An 18,036-nucleotide genomic window follows, 5' to 3' on the forward strand; every position below is an offset into this window, starting at 1 on the left:
CAGGGAATGAGGCCAGCCAGTTGAAACGATTGAAGCCCAAATAAAAGGCCTCGCAGATGCGAGGCCTTTTTTATTCCACGACTTTCAAGATACATATCGCCCTCTGTGGGAGCGAGCCTGCTCGCGAAGGTGTGTCAGTCGACATCAATGCAGCTGAACTGCCGCATTCGCGAGCAGGCTCGCTCCCACAGGGAAATGGGCTTATCTGGCATCTGGCTTAGCAAGGAAGGTATAAACACACGGCAGCACGAACAATGTGAACAACGTGCCGATCGACATCCCCGTGGCAATCACCAGGCCGATATCAAAGCGGCTCACCGCTCCCGCACCGGTCGCCAGAATCAGCGGCACCATGCCGAACACCATCGCCGCCGTGGTCATCAGCACCGGACGCAAGCGAATCGCCGCCGCTTCCTCGACGGCCTCACGGGCGCTCAGGCCCTTGTCCTTGCGCAACTGGTTGGCGAACTCGACGATCAGGATCCCGTGCTTGCTGATCAGGCCGATCAGCGTCACCAGCCCGACCTGGGTGTAGATGTTCATGCTCGACCAGCCGAGGAACAACGGGATCAGCGCACCGCAAATCGACAGCGGCACCGTTACCAGAATCACCAGCGGATCGCGGAAGCTCTCGAACTGCGCAGCCAGCACCAGAAAGATGATCGCCAATGCCAGAGCGAAAGTTACCCACAATGCGCTGCCTTCCTGCACGTACTGCCGCGAGGCGCCGCCGTAGTCAAAGGCAAACCCGGCCGGTGCTTCTTCGCGGGCAATCTGCAGCACGGCGTCGATGGCTTCGCCCATGCTCACCAGCGGAAAGCCGGAAATCTTCGCCGCATTGAGCTGCTGGAACTGATTGAGCTGACGCGGTCGCGCGCGATCACTGACCTTGATCAAGGTCGACAGCGGCAACAATTCGCCCTGGGTGTTTTTCACGTAGTAATTGTTCAGCCAGTCCGGGTTGTCGCGGTAGGCCCGTTCAACCTGGGCGATGACCTTGTAGCTGCGCCCGTCGATGGTAAAGCGGTTGATCTCCGCTTCGCCAAGCAAGGTCGCCAGCGTGCCGCCGAGGTCGAGCATCGACACGCCCATCTGCGCGGCCTTGTCGCGGTCGATATCCACGACTACTTCCGGCTTGTCGAACGCCAGATCAAGGTCGACGAAAGCGAACTTGCCCGACTCCATCGCGCGCTTCTTGATGCGGTCGGCGACTTGCAGCAGCAGCTCGTAGTCATTGGCGGTGTTGACCACGAACTCGAAGGGCAGCCCTTCACCGGTGCCGGGCAGGGAAGGCAGGTTGAAACCGAAGATCTGCAAGCCGGGAATACTTTCCAGTTTGCTCTGCACCTCGGGGAGGATTTCCATCTGCGTGCGGCTGCGCTCGTTCCACGGCTTGAGCAGGAAACCGCCGATACCGGCCTGCACACCGTTGTAGCCGTTGATCTGGAACGAAGAGTAGTACTCGGGAAACTCTTTGAAGATGGTGATGAATTCGTCGGTATAGGTGCTCAGGTAGTCGAGGTTGGTCGGCTGCGGCGCGCTGGCCATCATGAAAATGATGCCTTGATCCTCGTCCGGGGCCAGTTCTGACTTGGTGAACTTGAGAAACACCGGAATCAGGCACAGCACGATCACCGCGAACACCAGCACCACCGGCCGGGTGTTGAGCGTGCCGTGCAGCATGCTTTGATAACGGCGCTTGAGCCCTTCGAAAACACGATCGAGACGATGGGCCAGTCCGCCGGGATTCTCTTCGTGACGCAGCAGAAACGCGCACATCATCGGCGACAGGGTCAAGGCGACGACGCCAGAAATTACCACCGCACCGGCCAGAGTCAGGGCGAACTCCTTGAACAGCGCCCCGGTCAGCCCGGTGAGGAATCCGATCGGCGCATACACCGCCGCCAGAGTGATGGTCATTGACACCACCGGCATGGCAATTTCCCGCGCGCCTTCCAGCGCTGCATCGAACGGCGTCTTGCCTTCCTCGATGTGCCGGTGGATGTTTTCCACCACGACGATCGCATCGTCCACCACCAGACCGATGGCCAGCACCATGGCCAGCAGCGTCAGCAGGTTCATCGAGTAACCCATCATCTGCATGAAGAACATCACGCCGATCATCGACAGCGGAATGGTCACCACCGGGATCACTACCGAACGCAGAGCGCCGAGGAACAGGAACACCACGACGATAACGATCAGCACCGCTTCGAACAGGGTTTTCACTACCTCATCGATGGAGGCCTGAATGAACAATGTCGCGTCGTAGGCGATCTCGCTTTTCAGGTTCGGCGGCAGCTGCGCTTCCAGCTCGGGCATCAGCTTGCGCACTTCCTTGATCACGTCCAGCGGGTTGGCGCCGGGGGTGGCCTTGATGCCGATGTACACCGACGGCGTGCCGCCGAACGAGCTGATCGAATCGTAGTTTTCCGCGCCCATTTCCACCCGCGCGACATCACGCAGCAACACGCGGCTGTCGCCATCGACCTTGAGCGGAATCGCCGCGAAGGCCTCGGCGGATTTCAGTTCGGTGTTGGCGTTGATGCTGGTGACGGTGTACTCGCCTTTCACTTCGCCGGCGGCGGAGAGAAAGTTGTACTGGCGCACTGCGGCGGTCACGTCGGCGGCGCTGAGGCCGAAGCCGGCGAGTTTCACCGGGTCGAGCCACAGACGCATGGCGAACACCTGATTGCCGAGAATTTCCGCTTCGGCCATGCCCGGCAGCGTCGCCAGTTTTGGCTGGATGACCCGCGACAGGTAGTCGGTGATCTGCGGGTTGCTCAGGTCCTTGCTGAAGAAACTGATGTACATCAGCGCCGAAGCATCGGCGGATTCCTTGCTCAGCACCGGGTCTTCGGCGTCCTGCGGCAGCTTGTTCTTTACTTCGTTGGCCTTGGCCAGCAGTTCGGTGAACAAACGGTCGGTGTTGGCGCCGATGCGCGCGTAGATCGAAATCACCGAGAAGTTCTGCCGGCTGACCGAGGTCATGTAGTCGATGCCCTCGGCACTGGCCAGGCTTTGCTGCATCGGCTGGGTGATGTAGCCCTGGATGGTTTCGGCGTTGGCCCCGGGGTAAGCCGTGGTCACCGTGATCAGGGCGTTTTCCATTTGCGGGTACTGGCGCAGCGGCAGTTTGCTCCAGGCCTGGAAGCCCAGCAGCACAATCAGCAGGCTGACCACGGTGGCGAGCACCGGGCGGCGGATGAACGGATCGGTAAAAGCCATGGGGATTCCTTGATCAGTCGGCGCGAGGCGGACTGTTCTGCTCGCCGAGGGTCTTGTCGTCGCTGATGGCAATGTGGGCGCCGTTGTCCAGTTTGATCTGGCCCGCCGTCACCACTTGTTCGCCGCTCTGCACGCCCTTGTTGATCATCACCAGGCCATCGCGGCGTTCACCGGTCTCGACGAAGCGCCGCTCGGCAATCAGCAGCGGTTGGCCGTTGTCATCCTTGGCGACGCTGCCGTCCTCGGCCTTCTTCTGCCCGACCACGTAAACCGAGTTGCCGTACAGGGTGTAGGTGATCGCGCTCTCCGGCACCACGATGTGCTTTTGCGGATCAGGCAGCAGCACCTCAAGGCTGGCGAACATCCCCGGCAGCAGCTTGCCGTCGGGGTTGGCCAGAGTGGCGCGGACGAGGATGTTGCGCGTGGTGCTTTCGACGATCGGGTTGATCGCGCTGATCTTGCCGACAAAGTTCTGCCCCGGATAAGCGGCGACGGTGAACTGCACGGGCTGACCGATAGCGAGTTTCGGCACCGATTGCTCGGGCACGTAGAAGTCGGCGTAGAGGCTGCTCAAATCCTGCAACGTAGCGATTTTGGTACCGCTGGCGAGGTAGTCGCCGACGTCGACCTGGCGGATGCCGATGGTGCCGCTGAACGGCGCGAGGATGCGCTTTTTCGCCAGCGAAGCATTGAGCTGATTGACCGTGGCCTTGTTCTTCTGCAGCACGGCGGAGAGGCGGTCGTACTCGCCTTTGGAGATCGCGCGGCTGTCGACCAGTTGCGCGCCACGGCCGAAGTCCAGTTGCGCCAGGCCGAGGTCGGCGCGGGCGGTTTCCAGCAGAGCGGTTTCGACGGCGCTGTCGAGTTGCAGCAACGGCTGTCCGGCCTTGACCTTCTGCCCGGATTCGAATTTGAGTTCAGTGACGGTGCCGGCGACTTCCAGACTCAAGTCGACACCTTGCAGCGCCTTGAGCGAGCCGACGGTGGGCAGGCGCATCTGCCACGGCTGTTCGCCGGCAGTGGCCACGGCGACACTGATCGGCGGCTTGGGCCTGGAAAAGCCCTGGATCATCGTGTAGATCGAAAAGGCTTTGTATCCGCCCAGTACCAGGACGATCAGCAAAACAACACCCAACATGATCAGCATGCGGCGACGCAGCATATTTCCATTTCCTTGGATAAATCAGGTGAGACAGGCCCGAACATTACTCCGAGAGTGGCAGGGAATCCAACTGCCAACACAGCAAAAGATCGCAGCCACGGCAGCTCCTACAGGAGGAATGCATTCCAAAGTAGGAGCTGCCGAAGGCTGCGATCTTTTAAGGGCGTTCTACGCCATCAGATGAAGATGGTTGTCCCAGAGCCCCGCCGGCAATTCCAGCGGCTTGGCCAGCAGTTGTTCCTGTCGGCAATCGTAGTAGCGGCAGCGGCCCTGACCCGAAGTCACGACAAAGCCATCCTTCACCGCACCAACGCCGGCGCAATCAGGCAGAGGCGCATCGAGGCGCAATTCGCCGCTGTCCAGATCCCAGATAAAAAAGCGATTGCCGCGCGGCGCTGTCAACGCGACCAGACGCAGATCGCTGTGCACGGCGACGCTGGCGGTGTAGTGCCCCATCGCCTGCAACTGCTCTTCCGCTACCGGGAACGCCACGAACGCTTGCCCGGGGCGCTTGATCGCCAACAGCTCCGAGCGCTCGTGGGACGGCCCCATGAATTGCTGACCGGCAACGATTGTGCCGTCACTGGCGATGCCCAGGTGGCGCACGCTGTTCATCTGCTGGGCGAGGTTTTCCTTGCTCAGCAATGTGCCGTCGCGCTGCATCAGTACCAGGCTCGGTTCCATGGCGTTGAGGTTCATGTCGACGCGGCTTTCCGCCTCGGTGCGAATCCCGCCGTTGGCCACCACCAGCGTCTCACCGTCGGGCATCCACGACACCTGATGCGGGCCGAGGCCGTGGGTGGAGATCTCGCCCGAATGCACCAGCCGTTCGCCCTCGAACTTGTACACGCCGAGCAGGCCACGTCCGGGATCGCTCGTGTCGTTCTCGGTGGCGTACAGGTATTCACCATCCTTGTGCACCACGGCGTGGCCGTAAAAGTGCCGGTTCGGCTGGGAGGTCACGGTCTGCAGTAGCTTGCCGTCGCGCAGGTCGATCAGGTAACTCTCGGTACCCGGACGCCGTGCAACGAACAGCGCCAGCGGCTGCGTCGGATGATTGATGATATCGTGGCAACGCTGGCCGACGTGGGTGGCGAACACCCGCGTACCGTCGAGCCGATAGCCGACGGCGTAATGCTTGCCGTCAGTATCGTCGCGCGCCGACAGCAACAGCGGGCTCTGATCCTTGCGTTTGAACAGCGTCCAGCCGCCCAGCGTCACTGCTCCCAGCAGTGCACTACCTAAAGTCAGAACCTGACGTCGCAGCATGGCACTCGCCCTCATCAGTCACCGTCGTTGGCGTTGAAGCCCAGTTGGATGCCCAGCGCCTTGGCCAGCTCGCCTTCATGCAGGCGATGGACGACGTTGAGGCTGTCGTAGATATCGTTGAGTTGCTGGCGACCGGCGTCGTCTTCGAGCATTTCGCCCAGCGAGCGCTGGGTGCTGTCGAACAGCTTCAGCGACGCGGCATAAGCGGCATCGATCTTGTCCGCCAACGGCTTCTGTTCGGCCGGCAGCAGACCGCGCAGGCCTTTGTTGTCGACGCCTTCCCAGACCGTTTTGGCGGCAGCAAGGCTGGCTTCCAGTGCGGTCAGCGACGACTGGCTGCGCCACGCATCCGCCTGGAACGGCTGCGGCACGCCCTTGCTCTGACGGCCCATCGGCGTGCCGAGTTTTTTCTTCAGGGTATCCAGAGCCGTCACTTGGACGCGCAGCAGATCGGCGATCGCTTCGTGGGAGTCGGCGTAGCGCTGGTTAGGGAACTTGCTCATCTGCGCGAGCATGCCATCGGTGTTGTTCCAGCCCTGCAGTATCTCTTCGGCCAGTTGCTTCTGGCGCTCGCCGATGGCGATCAGCAGCGGGCAGTATTTGGCTTTCTGCGCATCGTTGGCGACGTCAGGCTTGGCGTCGAAGAGGATGTATTCGTAAGCCGACAGGCCTTGCACCACGACGCTGGATTTGGCCAATGCGGCGGCATCGATCTGCGGCTGGGCGACGACCAGTTGCTCGACCTGGCGGCCGACGAGGTTTTTCTTGTCCGGCCAGAACTGCACTTGCCACGAACGGTTGCCCTCGGCCAGCGGACCGATCAGCAGCGGCTGCAACTCGGCCCAGGCTTTCTGCGCGTGGAGGAAATCGGCACGGGCAGTTTCCAGGGTTTCCTTGCCTTGGCAGTAGGCCAGAGCGCTGACTGCCAGTTGCTTGTCGGCTTCGACCCAGCGGGTGTAGGTCGGCAGGATCACCGATTTGGCGATCGCCGCTGAGGTGACCGCTTGCGGGTCCTGCGGCGAGCAGGCGCCGAGGGCGAGCGCGGCGAGGCTGGTGAACAGTAACTTGGGACGGAACATGTCGGGCTCCCGATGCTTTTTCAGTATTTAAAGTGAGTTCAGAAACGCCAGCAACGCAGCGCGCTGCTCGGCATTGAAAGACAAAACCTGTTGCTGCGCCGCCGTCGCTTCGCCGCCATGCCAAAGCACCGCTTCGAGCAGGTCGCGTGCGCGGCCGTCATGCAAAAACTGGGTGTGACCGCTGACCGCTTGCGTCAGACCAATCCCCCACAACGGCGGCGTGCGCCAGTCGCGGCCGGAGGCCTGAAATTCCGTGCGGTTGTCCGCCAAGCCTTCGCCCATGTCATGCAGCAGCAAGTCGCTGTACGGACGAATCACCTGATTGGCCAATTCCGGTTCGGCGGCATCGGCGGCGGTGGTGTATTTCGGCGTGTGGCACGACTGGCAACCGGCCTGGAAAAACAGATTCTTGCCGGCCAGCACCTGTGGGTCGTTAATGCCACGGCGCGCCGGCACTGCCAGGTTGCGGCTGTAGAACAGCACCAGACGCAGAATGTTGTCGCTGACTTCCGGCTCGCCGTCCGGGCCATTACCGTTCGGCGCCTGTTTGCAGGCGGTTTGCGCCTCGGTGCAATCGTCGAACGGCCGCAGGCTGGTGGTCAGGCCCATGTCACCGGAAAACGCGTGAACGTTCTGTTGATTGAGATTCGGTTGCCCGGCCTTCCAGCCGAACCGGCCGATAACGGTCTTCTGCAACTGGTCATCCCAGACCCGGTTGGGCCGGCCGTTGATGCCATTGTTCTCTTTCGCCTGGGCGGCTGCGTTGGCGAGGATCGCTTCTTCGGGGATCGCCTCGAGCAGGCCCAAGCCAATCATCGGCGGCGCCACCCGCGCGGAAAAACGCGTTTCCGGGTGCATCGGGCCGTAACCGAGTTGAGTGATCTGCAGGGTCGGTTTGCGCAACTCGACCTCGGTGCCGTCCTTGAAGCGTACGGGCACCGGTGTGTAGTCGACCCGCACCTTGCCTTCCGGGGCGACGCCGGGCACGGCCATGTCCTGGAATTGCCCGCCATACACCGGCTCCGGCACTACGCCGAGCTGTTCGATGACTTTGGCGTAGGGCGGCGCGTCGGGAATCGACAGGCGCACCAGCATCGACACTGCATTGGTTGCATCAGGTGCCGGCGGATGACCTCGACCGTCCTTGATGTGGCAGTTCTGGCAGGCGTTGGTATTGAACAACGGGCCGAGGCCATCGCGGGCCGTGGTGGTCGACGGCGCGATCACCCACGGGCTGCGAAAGAAACTGTTGCCGACACTGAAATCCACCCGCCGCGACGGCGGCAGGTTGGCCGATGGCAGGGAAAAGGCGTTCTGATCGCTCTTGCGTACAGTCGCCGCACCGCCCGAACGCGCTTCCCCCGGCTCGGCCTTGGTGAAACGCGGGGCGTCATCGCAGGCACTCAGGCCCAGGGCCAGCAACAGTGCGGACAAGCGAAGCGGCAACGACGGCATCAGACATCCTGCAAACGGGCGAAAACAAAGGCGCAAAGTCTAACAGGGCGGGGGAGTTTGAATAAGAGGAATTATCGTTTGCTTGATATCGCGCAAGCCTTGAAGCGCATGCCAACACTGTGGGAGCGAGCCTGCTCGCGAAAGCGATGCCCGACGCGCTGTAAATGCTGCGCCGGATCAAGCCTTCGCGAGCAGGCTCGCTCCCACAGGGATAGTGGTGTGCCAATAATGAAAAAGGCGACCCGAAGGTCGCCTCTTTTGACGCGGACGCTGTGATCAGAATTCGTGATCGGCGTTGTCCGGGTTCAGGTCGCTGATGCCCAGTTTGCCAGCAGCGGCTTCGATCGAACCGGTCTGCTTGACCAGTGCGGCGATAGCGTCGCGAACAACCTGGTTGCCAGCGGTGTTGCCGGCGGCGATCAACTGGTCGTAGTGCTCACCTTTGTTGGCGTGATCGACCATGACCTGGATCTTCGCTTCGGTCGCGGCCAGATCGGCTTTCAGCGCGGTGTCGGCAGCCGGATCGGCCTTGGCCACCAGCGACGACAGGCTGGCGCCGCTCAGCTTGGTGCCGTCAACACGGGTGTACTCGCCCAGGTAAACGTTACGCACGCCTTTGGCGTCGTAGAAGTGCGAGTAGTGGGTGTTGTCGCTGAAGCAATCCTGCTCGTCTTCAGGGGAGTTGGCTTCCAGGGAAACCTTCATGCGCTCGCCCGCCAGTTCACCCAGGGACAGGCTGCCCATGCCGAAGAGCATTTTGCGCAGGCCGGTTTCGCCTGGCTCGGCTTCCAGCGTGGCGCGGTAGTTGTCGGCCACGTTCGGCTTCCAGTTGCCGACCATTTCTTCCAGATCGCTGACCAGCAGTTGGGTCACGGCTTTCAGGTAGGCACGACGACGCTCGTTGTGACCACCGGTGGCGCCGGCGCCTTCCAGATAGTCCGAGGCCGGACGGTTGCCAGCGCCCGGGCCGGTGCCGTTCAGATCCTGGCCCCAGAGCAGGAATTCGATCGCGTGGTAGCCGGTGGCAACGTTCGCCTCGGAACCGCCCAGCTCGTTGAGGCTGGCGAGTTTTTCCGGGGTGATCTCTTTCACGTCGACCTTGTCTTCGCCGACCTGCACTTCGGTGTTGGCGATGATGTTGGCGGTGGCGCCCGGGTTACCCAGTGCGTGCTCGTAGGATTTGTCGACGTAGTCGATCAGGCCTTCGTCCAGGGGCCAGGCGTTAACCTGACCTTCCCAGTCGTCGATGATGGTGTTGCCGAAGCGGAATACTTCGCTCTGCAGGTACGGCACGCGCGCGGCGACCCAGGCAGCCTTGGCGGCTTTCAGGGTGTCGGCGTTCGGCTTGGCGAGGAACGCGTCGACGGCGGTTTGCAGGGTTTTTGCGGTGGATTCGGCATCGCTGTAAACGGCGAAGACCATGTCGGCATAGTGCGCGACCACAGCCTTGGCGGCGGCGTCGTCAACTTTACCGGCAGCAGGAGCGGGTGCAGCGGCCGGCGCCGGGGCTGGAGCAGCGCTGCTGGAAGCCGGAGTCATCTCGGAGGCTTTTTCTTTGTCCTTGCCTTCGCCGCAACCGGCGAGGGAAATAGCGATGGCCAGCAGACTGGCGGTAGCCAGAGGCATACGAATCATGGCGAACATCCTGCTTCGGTAGTTGAGTGGACTGGCGCCGGGGGCGCGCAAAACTGCGACATAATGCAAATCTTTCGCATTATGTGTAAAGGCGTGCCTGGAAATATTTCTTATTTGCGCAAGAAGATCAAAAGATCGCAGCCTCGTTGCACTCGTCAGCTCCTACAGGGGGAACGCATTCCAAATGTAGGAGCTGCCGAAGGCTGCGATCTTCTGATCTTTAAAGAATCGCCGCGTTGCTGCGTTGCGCCTGCTTGAGGTAAATCCCCAGCTCCCGCGCCGGCAGCGGTTTGCTGTAGTGGTAGCCCTGACCTTCGTGGCAGCCCTCGGAAATGATGTACGTCTCCTGCTCGGCGGTTTCCACGCCCTCGGCAATCACCTGCATGCCCAGGCTCTTGCCCAGTTGAATGATCGCGCGAACGATGGTCGCGTCATCGTCGTCATCGAGCAGGTCCTGAACGAAGCTCTTGTCGATCTTGATCTTGTCCAGCGGCAGGCTTTTCAGATAACTGAGCGATGAATAGCCGGTGCCGAAGTCGTCGATCGCGATCAGCGCACCGGAGCGGCGCAGGCTGAGCAGATGCTGGGCGGCGGTGGTGATGTCTTCCATCAGGCCGGTTTCGGTGACTTCCAGTTCCAGACTGCGCGGCGGCAAGCGGTACATCTGCAACAGGTTGTTGACCACCCGTGGCAGCTCGGCGTGGTGCAGTTGCACGGTGGACAGATTGACCGCCATGCGCAGATCGGCAAAACCCTGATCGTGCCACTCGCGCAATTGCTTGCAGGCCTGATCGAGCACCCACTCGCCGATGGCGATGATCGTGCCGTTCTGTTCGGCCAGCGGAATGAACAGGTCCGGCGGCACCAGGCCATGTTCCGGATGTTGCCAGCGAATCAGCGCTTCGACGCCGACCACGCGGTGATCGCGGTAGCTGATCTGCGGCTGATAGACGAGGTAGAACTGGTCGCGGATCAGCGCGTCACGCAGGTCTTTTTCCAGCTCGCGACGACGGCGCATCTCGCTGTCGACGCTGGCGATGTAGAACTGATAACGATTGCGCGAGCGGGTCTTGGCCAGGGTCATGGTCTGCTCGGCTTTCTGCAACAGCTTCTCGGTGCTGTCGCCGTCCTCCGGAAACAGGGTGATGCCGATGGTCGCGCGCAGGCGGATCTCCTGATCGTCGAGGGCGAAGGGCGCCTCGAGGTCATCGAGAATGCTTTGCGCCAGTTCTGCTGCTTCGTAAGGCTGTTCAATGTCGGCCTGCACCAGCGCGAACTGATCGCCGCCCAGGCGAGCGAGGGCGCCGAGACGACCGCTGTGGGCACGTAAGCGATCGGCCAGGGCCAGCAGCAATTGGTCGCCGGTCTGGTAGCTGAATTGCTCGTTGATGCCCTTGAAGTCATCCAGACCGACGCACAACACGGCGACGCGGCGCTGCAATTTGCCGGCATCCACCAGAATCTTGTCCAGTTGCTGCTGCAATTGCTGGCGGTTCGGCAGGCCGGTGAGGAAGTCGTACTGGGCCATGCGCAGCAGGCTGTTTTCCGCTTCGTGGCGCAGGTGGGTGTTGCGTTCGATGGACTCGAGCAACTGGTTGGCGGTGTTGATCCACAGGCCCAGCTCGTTTTTTTCGTGGCCCTTGATCTGCGGAATCTTGTGCTCGCTGGGGCGATCCGGATTGATCTCGGTGAGGTGCTCGATGATTCGTGAAAGCGGTTTGGTCAGCAGCCAGTGATAGACCAGATACAGCACCAGGCCCAATGCGAGTGCGCGCAGCACGCCGGAAATGAAAATGATCACTGAGCTGACGATAAACCCTTCGCCATAGGTGGCGGTGTCGAGGGTGATGCTCAGGTCGCCGTAGTATTCGCTGTAGGGGCCACGGCCGACCAATTGCGTGGTGAAGGTGCGTTCCTGGCCGAGAATCAGGTCGGTCAGCCAACGGCTGTTGGAATGCTGCAGCTCGCGGGATTTCTGCGCGAGCATGGCTTCGTTGGGGTGGCCGATGGAGGCCTGACGCACGGCGTCGTCCTGGAACAGCCCTTCGATCACCTGCATACCCATTTCCCGATCCAGGCTGTACACGGCCTGGGTCGATGGATCGCGGAACATGTCGAGGATGCGCTCGGCGTCGCCGGCCACCGCCTGACGGGTCTTGTAGGCATCGAAGACAATCTGCGCGCAGCTCAAGACTACGCCTACGATCAATGCCGACAGGAGCACGACCCGGAGCAACTTCACCGACAAGCTGTTCTTGAGTTCCAGCTTCAAAGGGTTATTCCTTGTTCCGTGCGGGTAGCGTCAAGTTGCCATGAGTATTGGCAATCCCGGGTTGGCAGTCAAAGGGACAATCGGGCACGGGAAAAGTCGCCGTGATCCTGGCCGCAATGTCGTCATTTGAGTAATAGCTCTGAATTAACTGTGTCGGTTGCAATTGCCTTCAACTTGAGCACTGGGCCAAAGATTTTTTCCTTTCTGTGATGGTAGACGGCTGGGGGCTGTCGGCAAACGGCGCGAAGCTGCTTTTCCCGTGCGAGAAACGCCATGCGCCGGGCATAAAAAAACCCGGCCGAAGCCGGGTTTCTCGTCTGGCGCGCAGCTTAAGCGGTGAAGGTTTTGCCTTCGAACTGCTCGGCCACGAACTTCCAGTTGACCAGGTTCCAGAACGCTTCAACGTACTTCGGACGCAGGTTGCGGTAGTCGATGTAGTAAGCGTGTTCCCAGACGTCGCAGGTCAGCAGCGGGGTGTCGCCGCTGGTCAGCGGGTTGCCGGCGCCGATGGTGCTGGCGAGGGCCAGGGAACCGTCAGCCTTTTTCACCAGCCAGCCCCAGCCGGAACCGAAGGTGCCGATCGAGGTTTTGCTGAATTCTTCCTTGAACTTGTCGAACGAACCGAACGCTGCGTTGATGGCATCTGCCAGGGCGCCGGTTGGTTGACCGCCGGCGTTTGGCGCCAGGCAGTTCCAGTAGAAAGTGTGGTTCCAGACCTGAGCGGCGTTGTTGAAGATGCCGCCCGAAGAAGTCTTGACGATTTCTTCCAGGGTCTTGCCTTCAAACTCGGTGCCAGGCACCAGGTTGTTCAGGTTCACGACGTAGGTGTTGTGGTGCTTGTCGTGGTGGAACTCCAGGGTTTCCTTGGAGATGTGCGGCTGCAGGGCATCGTGTGCGTAAGGCAGCGGCGGCAATTCGAAAGCCATGATGATTCTCCTAATCAGGTCTGTTGCGGTGAGCGCAAGGCCGATCACGGGCGGCCGGAAATGCACCGGCGAGTTTTTACTCTTTGCGGCGCAGGTTTCGGATCATAGCACCGGGGTCGCGCCTTAACCACGCAACAACTGTGTGGGATAGAGGTTCCAGAGCCTTTGGCAATTATTCATCCGGCGATGATCAACTGTGCGGCCACGGCGAACATCATCAATGCCACGACCAGATCGAGAATGCGCCACGTGCTCGGGCGTGCCAGCCACGGTGCCAGCCACGCCGCGCCGAGAGCCAGGGTGAAAAACCACAGCAACGATGCACTCGCCGCGCCGACCACATAAGCGCCCGGCACCGATTGCTGCGCGCCCAGTGAGCCGATCAGCAATACCGTATCCAGATAAACGTGGGGGTTGAGCAAGGTCACCGCCAGAGCGCTGAGCATCACTGCGCGCAGCGAACGCACGGTCTGGTTCTCGCCTTGCTCAAGGCTCTGCTTCGAACAGGCCCGGCGCAGCGCCTGGCTGCCGTACCAGATCAGGAACGTCGCACCGCCCCAACGGGCGATCGCCAGCAGGGTCGGGTTCTGCGCCAGGATCGTCGCCAGGCCGAACACCCCGGCCGCGACCAGAATCGCGTCACACACCACGCACAATGCCGCCACTGGCAGATGGTGTTCACGGCGCAGGCTTTGCGCCAAGACAAAAGCGTTCTGCGTGCCGATCGCCATGATCAGGCCGAACGCCACCAACAGGCCGTTTACGTAGCTTTGCCACATGGGAGAGATCCTTTGAAAGAGAGTGCTTGCTGGCTATTCTCCGGTGTGACGCTGTATAAGAAAAACCAATAGTGCTGATCGCCCATTAGGAAAACTGATGTTCGACTATAAATTGCTTTCCGCGCTCGCCGCTGTGGTCGAGCAGGCCGGATTCGATCGCGCCGCACAAGTGCTGGGCCTGTCGCAGTCGGCGATCTCCCAGCGCATCAAATTGCTTGAAGCGCGGGTCGGCCAGCCAGTGCTGGTGCGCGGAACACCGCCAGCGCCGACCGAGATCGGCCGCCGCCTGCTCAACCATGTGCAGCAGGTGCGTCTGCTCGAGCGCGACCTGCAATCGGTGGTGCCGGCGCTGGACGAAGAAGGCCTGCCCGATCGCCTGCGCATCGCCCTCAACGCCGACAGCCTCGCCACATGGTGGGCCGAGGCCGTCGGCGGTTTCTGCGCCGAGCAGCATTTGTTGCTCGACCTGATCGTCGAAGACCAGACCGTCGGCCTCAAGCGTATGCGTGCCGGTGAAGTGGCCGCATGCCTGTGTGCCAGCGAAAGGCCGGTGGCAGGTGCCCGCAGCGTATTGCTCGGCGCCATGCGTTATCGCGCCTTGGCCAGCCCGGCCTTCATCGCCCGGCATTTTCCCGATGGCGTGCGCGCCGAACAGCTGCCGCGCACCCCGGCGCTGGTGTTCGGCCCGGACGATTTTCTTCAGCATCGCTATCTGGCGCTGTTGGGCGTCGACGGCGCGTTCGAGCATCACTTATGCCCGTCTTCCGAAGGCTTCATTCGCCTGACCGAAGCCGGTCTGGGCTGGGGCCTGGTGCCAGAGCTGCAGGTGCGCGAGCAATTGCAACGCGGGGTGCTGCGCGAATTGCTGCCAGATAAACCGATAGACGTGCCGCTGTACTGGCATCATTGGCGCAATGGCGGCCAGTTGCTCAATCTACTGACCGAACAACTGCTGCGCTCCGCAAAGCAATGGCTAGTGGCTTGAACGCAGCTGCAAGCGTCAAGCTGCAAGCGGCAAGAACACGCACCGTTTCAACTTGCAGCTGAAAGCTCGAAGCTTGCAGCTGCTTCCCTGGAGTTTTTGATGAAGATTTTGGTTACCGGCGCCAGTGGCTTTATTGGCGGGCGCTTTGCGCGTTTCGCCCTGGAGCAGGGCCTTGAAGTGCGGGTCAACGGTCGCCGGGCCGAGAGCGTCGAGCATCTGGTGCGCCGGGGCGCGGAGTTCGTGCCGGGCGATCTGACCGACGCCGATCTGGTGCGCGAACTGTGCAACGATGTCGAAGCCGTGGTTCATTGCGCCGGTGCTGTCGGCGTGTGGGGGCGTTATCAGGACTTTCATCAGGGCAACGTCGAAGTCACCGAAAATGTCGTCGAAGCGTGCCTCAAGCAGCGGGTGCGGCGGCTGGTGCATCTGTCGTCGCCGTCGATCTATTTTGATGGCCGCGACCATCTCGGTCTGACCGAAGAACAAGTGCCCAAGCGCTTCAAGCATCCCTACGCCGCGACCAAATATCTGGCCGAGCAGAAAGTCTTCGGTGCCCAGGAGTTCGGTCTGGAAACCATCGCCCTGCGCCCGCGTTTCGTCACCGGTGCCGGCGACGTGAGCATCTTCCCGCGCCTGCTGAAGATGCAGCGCAAGGGCCGGCTGGCGATCATCGGCGACGGCTTGAACAAGGTCGATTTCACCAGCGTGCAAAACCTCAACGAAGCCATGCTCAGCAGCCTGTTGGCGCAAGGTTCGGCGCTGGGCAAGGCCTACAACATCAGCAACGGCACGCCGGTGCCGCTGTGGGACGTGGTCAATTACGTGATACGGCGGATGGAAGTCGATCAGGTGCGCAAATACCGCTCCTACGGTCTGGCCTACAGCGTCGCGGCGCTCAACGAAGGCGCGTGCATGCTCTGGCCGGGACGCCCGGAGCCGACCCTGTCGCGCCTGGGCATGCAGGTCATGAAGAAAAATTTCACCCTCGACATCAGCCGCGCCCGGCATTATCTCGACTACGATCCGAAAGTCAGCCTGTGGGCTGCCCTCGATGAGTTCTGTGCGTGGTGGAAAGCCCAGGACATCCGTTGAAACGATTCGGCCGGGCGGCAATGAACCGCCTTGCGGGTTGAGGGTCAATGCCTGCGGCTGCGGCGGTTATACTTCGCAGCATTTAGCCATCACCGCGTTTGCCAAAGGTTGCCTCAATGTCCATGCGAAATGATGCCCACGACGACGATTTCGATAACGTGCCAAGCCTGCGCGCCGATCCGTTCGACGACGATGACATCGCCCCCAGCCCCCGTACATCCGTGCATTCGCGCAGCGCGCCAGTGGTCAAGGTCAAGGCCGCCAGCACCGGGCCGCTGTGGGCGCTGGTCGGTGCGTTGTTTTTCGCCTTCATCGGTCTGGCCTGGTGGAGCTTCCAGCAGATTTCGCTGATGGAGCAGCAACTGGTTGCCACCCAGGAAAGCTTCGCCCGCATCAGCGAAGAAGCGGCGGGGCGCCTGCAGGATATTTCCGGCAAGGTTGTCGCCAGCCAGAGCAACGTCAACAGTGACAGCGAAGCGCTGAAGCTGCAGATCAAACAACTCGAAGGCAAGCTGCTCGACCAGAGCAAGCAGCAGCAAGGCGTGGCCGGGCAGGCCAGCGAGCTGGACAAGCGGCTGGCGCAGATGACCGCGCAGACCACTGAACAGCAGAACGCCAATACGCAGTTGCAGGCGCAGGTCAAAGCCTTGAGCGCCGAGCTGGCGACCATTAAAAGCACCCCGGCCGATACCAGCAAGGTCGATGCCCAGTTGAAAGCCTTCGACGCCCAGTTCAAAAGCCTCGGCGCCGATATCGCCGCGCTGAAGAAACAGGGCAATCCGAGCGCGGCGATCGACCGGCTGGAGCAGGACATCGTGGTGCTGAAAAGTCAGCAGGACAACCGCCCGGCAGCGCCACAGGGTGGCGGCAACACCGCCGAGTTCGATGCGTTCCGCGCGCAGATGACCCGCAACCTGAATACCTTGCAGGCGCAGATCCAGAATCTCCAGCAGCAGATCAATTCCCGCCCGTAGCGACTGATCTGTTGCCCGGAGGGCTTTGTCCCCTTACCACAGGGGCCTGTAATCCCCTGCATCATTCTGAATACTCGAACATCAGCCCAAGCCGTCTACGCTCTTGAGACACCAAAAAGAACGAGGGATGCGCTATGGGGTTTTTGCATAAAGTGGCCTGGCTCGGCCTGATTCTGTTGGCCGGTTTCGGTCAGGCCAGCGCCGCCACCGCCGCCAAGGATGACAGTCAGGCCGCCATCGCCCTGCTGGAAAAAGCCTTGGCCTATTACCACGACAATGGCGACAAGGCGTTTGCCGCCTTCAGCCGCCAGGGTGAGTTCGTCGACAAGGATCGCTACGTGTTCGTCCTCGACACCAAAGGCGTCATGCTTGCCAGTGGCGGGCCGTCATCGGCGCTGATCGGCCGTGATGTCAGCGAAGTGCTCGGGCCGGATCTGCAGAAGGCGTTCAAGGATGCGCTGAAAGTGCCGGAAGGCAATGGCATCCAGCAGGCCGAATATCGCTGGCAGAACTGGGCCGACGGCAAGGTCGAGCGCAAGCATGTGTTCTATCAGCGCGTCGGGCAGCGCATTCTCGCGGTGGGTTACTACCTGCCACGGGCTTCGGCTGAGCAGGCCAAGGCCCTGCTGGAAAAAGCCGCGACGGATCTGAGCAAGGACGAGAAGGGCACGTTGGTGGCGATCAACTCGCTCAAGGGCGGATATCTGCAGGATGACCTGTATGTCTTCGTGGTCGATCTGAACAATCAACGCTATGTCGCCCACGGCACCAATCTGCGTTTGATCAACACTGATTTTGGCAAGGTCAAGGATCCGGAAGGCAAACCGGTGGGCGAGCCGATTCTGGCGCTGATCGGCAAGCAGGAAGAAGGCGAATACGAATACCGCTGGAAAAACCCGGTGACCGGCAAGATCGAGGACAAGCATGCGTACCTGAAAAAGGTCGGGCATTTCCTCGTCGCGGTGGGTTACTACAGCCCTTGAGCGAACACCGTTCCCTTGTGGGAGCGAGCCTGCTCGCGAAGCGGTGTGTCATTCAGCTATGTGTCGGCTGACACCGCGCCTTCGCGAGCAGGCTCGCTCCCACAGTGGTATTTGTTGCGGCAATTATTTCGCGCCGTGCTCGCGCCCGCGCAGCAGGTTGTTCGGCATGGCAATCGCCGCTGCCAGCCCGAGCAGCG

General features: G+C 61.2%; 13 protein-coding genes. 4 read left to right on the plus strand and 9 right to left on the minus strand.

What is annotated here, in order from left to right; genetic code table 11:
• Positions 1-201: 201 nt before the first annotated feature.
• The 9 genes from D6877_RS12080 to D6877_RS12120 all read right to left on the minus strand — a co-directional run bounded on the left by D6877_RS12080 (position 202) and on the right by D6877_RS12120 (position 13,805).
• On the minus strand, positions 202-3,228 hold the full coding sequence (locus D6877_RS12080; RefSeq protein ID WP_130910923.1) for a multidrug efflux RND transporter permease subunit: 3,027 nt from the start codon (positions 3,226-3,228) through the stop codon (positions 202-204).
• 13 nt (positions 3,229-3,241) lie between these two features.
• Positions 3,242-4,390 (minus strand): efflux RND transporter periplasmic adaptor subunit, encoded by a 1,149-nt coding sequence (locus D6877_RS12085; RefSeq protein ID WP_130910924.1) that lies wholly within the window; start codon positions 4,388-4,390, stop codon positions 3,242-3,244.
• 168 nt (positions 4,391-4,558) lie between these two features.
• Positions 4,559-5,659 carry a DUF1513 domain-containing protein gene (locus tag D6877_RS12090; RefSeq protein ID WP_130910925.1) on the minus strand — a complete coding sequence of 367 codons (1,101 nt, stop codon included), beginning with the start codon at positions 5,657-5,659 and terminating at the stop codon, positions 4,559-4,561.
• A 14-nt stretch (positions 5,660-5,673) separates the two neighbouring features.
• Positions 5,674-6,738: an imelysin family protein gene (locus D6877_RS12095; protein WP_122507745.1), complete on the minus strand. Its 1,065-nt coding sequence runs from the start codon at positions 6,736-6,738 to the stop codon at positions 5,674-5,676.
• Between the two features lie 27 nt (positions 6,739-6,765).
• Positions 6,766-8,193 (minus strand): di-heme oxidoredictase family protein, encoded by a 1,428-nt coding sequence (locus tag D6877_RS12100; RefSeq protein ID WP_130910926.1) that lies wholly within the window; start codon positions 8,191-8,193, stop codon positions 6,766-6,768.
• 276 nt (positions 8,194-8,469) lie between these two features.
• Positions 8,470-9,828 carry an imelysin family protein gene (locus tag D6877_RS12105; protein ID WP_130910927.1) on the minus strand — a complete coding sequence of 453 codons (1,359 nt, stop codon included), beginning with the start codon at positions 9,826-9,828 and terminating at the stop codon, positions 8,470-8,472.
• Positions 9,829-10,048: 220 nt separating this feature from the next.
• Positions 10,049-12,100 carry a bifunctional diguanylate cyclase/phosphodiesterase gene (locus tag D6877_RS12110; protein WP_130910928.1) on the minus strand — a complete coding sequence of 684 codons (2,052 nt, stop codon included), beginning with the start codon at positions 12,098-12,100 and terminating at the stop codon, positions 10,049-10,051.
• 329 nt (positions 12,101-12,429) lie between these two features.
• Entirely contained in the window at positions 12,430-13,026 is a 597-nt protein-coding gene (locus D6877_RS12115) for a Fe-Mn family superoxide dismutase (protein ID WP_016773431.1), read from the minus strand.
• Positions 13,027-13,202: 176 nt separating this feature from the next.
• Positions 13,203-13,805 (minus strand): LysE/ArgO family amino acid transporter, encoded by a 603-nt coding sequence (locus tag D6877_RS12120; RefSeq protein WP_016773432.1) that lies wholly within the window; start codon positions 13,803-13,805, stop codon positions 13,203-13,205.
• A gap of 97 nt (positions 13,806-13,902) precedes the next feature.
• Here D6877_RS12120 and D6877_RS12125 point away from each other — a divergent pair, with 97 nt between their 5' ends.
• From D6877_RS12125 to D6877_RS12140, 4 genes are all read left to right on the plus strand, one after another.
• The gene (locus tag D6877_RS12125; RefSeq protein ID WP_130910929.1) at positions 13,903-14,790 is read left to right on the plus strand and encodes a LysR family transcriptional regulator ArgP; all 888 of its coding nucleotides are present in this window, start codon (positions 13,903-13,905) and stop codon (positions 14,788-14,790) included.
• Between the two features lie 99 nt (positions 14,791-14,889).
• Positions 14,890-15,882 (plus strand): NAD-dependent epimerase/dehydratase family protein, encoded by a 993-nt coding sequence (locus D6877_RS12130; protein ID WP_130910930.1) that lies wholly within the window; start codon positions 14,890-14,892, stop codon positions 15,880-15,882.
• A 116-nt stretch (positions 15,883-15,998) separates the two neighbouring features.
• Positions 15,999-16,856 carry an ATPase gene (locus D6877_RS12135; protein ID WP_130910931.1) on the plus strand — a complete coding sequence of 286 codons (858 nt, stop codon included), beginning with the start codon at positions 15,999-16,001 and terminating at the stop codon, positions 16,854-16,856.
• Positions 16,857-16,990: 134 nt separating this feature from the next.
• The gene (locus tag D6877_RS12140) at positions 16,991-17,839 is read left to right on the plus strand and encodes a cache domain-containing protein (RefSeq protein ID WP_130910932.1); all 849 of its coding nucleotides are present in this window, start codon (positions 16,991-16,993) and stop codon (positions 17,837-17,839) included.
• The last annotated feature ends 197 nt before the right edge of the window (positions 17,840-18,036 follow it).

The organism is Pseudomonas sp. Sample_9 (genome assembly GCF_004307535.1).
GTDB classification, from domain to species: domain Bacteria; phylum Pseudomonadota; class Gammaproteobacteria; order Pseudomonadales; family Pseudomonadaceae; genus Aquipseudomonas; species Aquipseudomonas mercuritolerans.

Bases quoted from the DNA above. Each gene is read 5' to 3' on its own strand.
- D6877_RS12080 (WP_130910923.1), bottom strand. From the start codon at position 3,228: ATGGCTTTTACCGATCCGTTCATCCGCCGCCCGGTGCTCGCCACCGTG.
- D6877_RS12085 (WP_130910924.1), bottom strand. From the start codon at position 4,390: ATGCTGCGTCGCCGCATGCTGATCATGTTGGGTGTTGTTTTGCTGATC.
- D6877_RS12090 (WP_130910925.1), bottom strand. From the start codon at position 5,659: ATGCTGCGACGTCAGGTTCTGACTTTAGGTAGTGCACTGCTGGGAGCA.
- D6877_RS12095 (WP_122507745.1), bottom strand. From the start codon at position 6,738: ATGTTCCGTCCCAAGTTACTGTTCACCAGCCTCGCCGCGCTCGCCCTC.
- D6877_RS12100 (WP_130910926.1), bottom strand. From the start codon at position 8,193: ATGCCGTCGTTGCCGCTTCGCTTGTCCGCACTGTTGCTGGCCCTGGGC.
- D6877_RS12105 (WP_130910927.1), bottom strand. From the start codon at position 9,828: ATGATTCGTATGCCTCTGGCTACCGCCAGTCTGCTGGCCATCGCTATT.
- D6877_RS12115 (WP_016773431.1), bottom strand. From the start codon at position 13,026: ATGGCTTTCGAATTGCCGCCGCTGCCTTACGCACACGATGCCCTGCAG.
- D6877_RS12120 (WP_016773432.1), bottom strand. From the start codon at position 13,805: ATGTGGCAAAGCTACGTAAACGGCCTGTTGGTGGCGTTCGGCCTGATC.
- D6877_RS12125 (WP_130910929.1), top strand. From the start codon at position 13,903: ATGTTCGACTATAAATTGCTTTCCGCGCTCGCCGCTGTGGTCGAGCAG.
- D6877_RS12130 (WP_130910930.1), top strand. From the start codon at position 14,890: ATGAAGATTTTGGTTACCGGCGCCAGTGGCTTTATTGGCGGGCGCTTT.
- D6877_RS12135 (WP_130910931.1), top strand. From the start codon at position 15,999: ATGTCCATGCGAAATGATGCCCACGACGACGATTTCGATAACGTGCCA.
- D6877_RS12140 (WP_130910932.1), top strand. From the start codon at position 16,991: ATGGGGTTTTTGCATAAAGTGGCCTGGCTCGGCCTGATTCTGTTGGCC.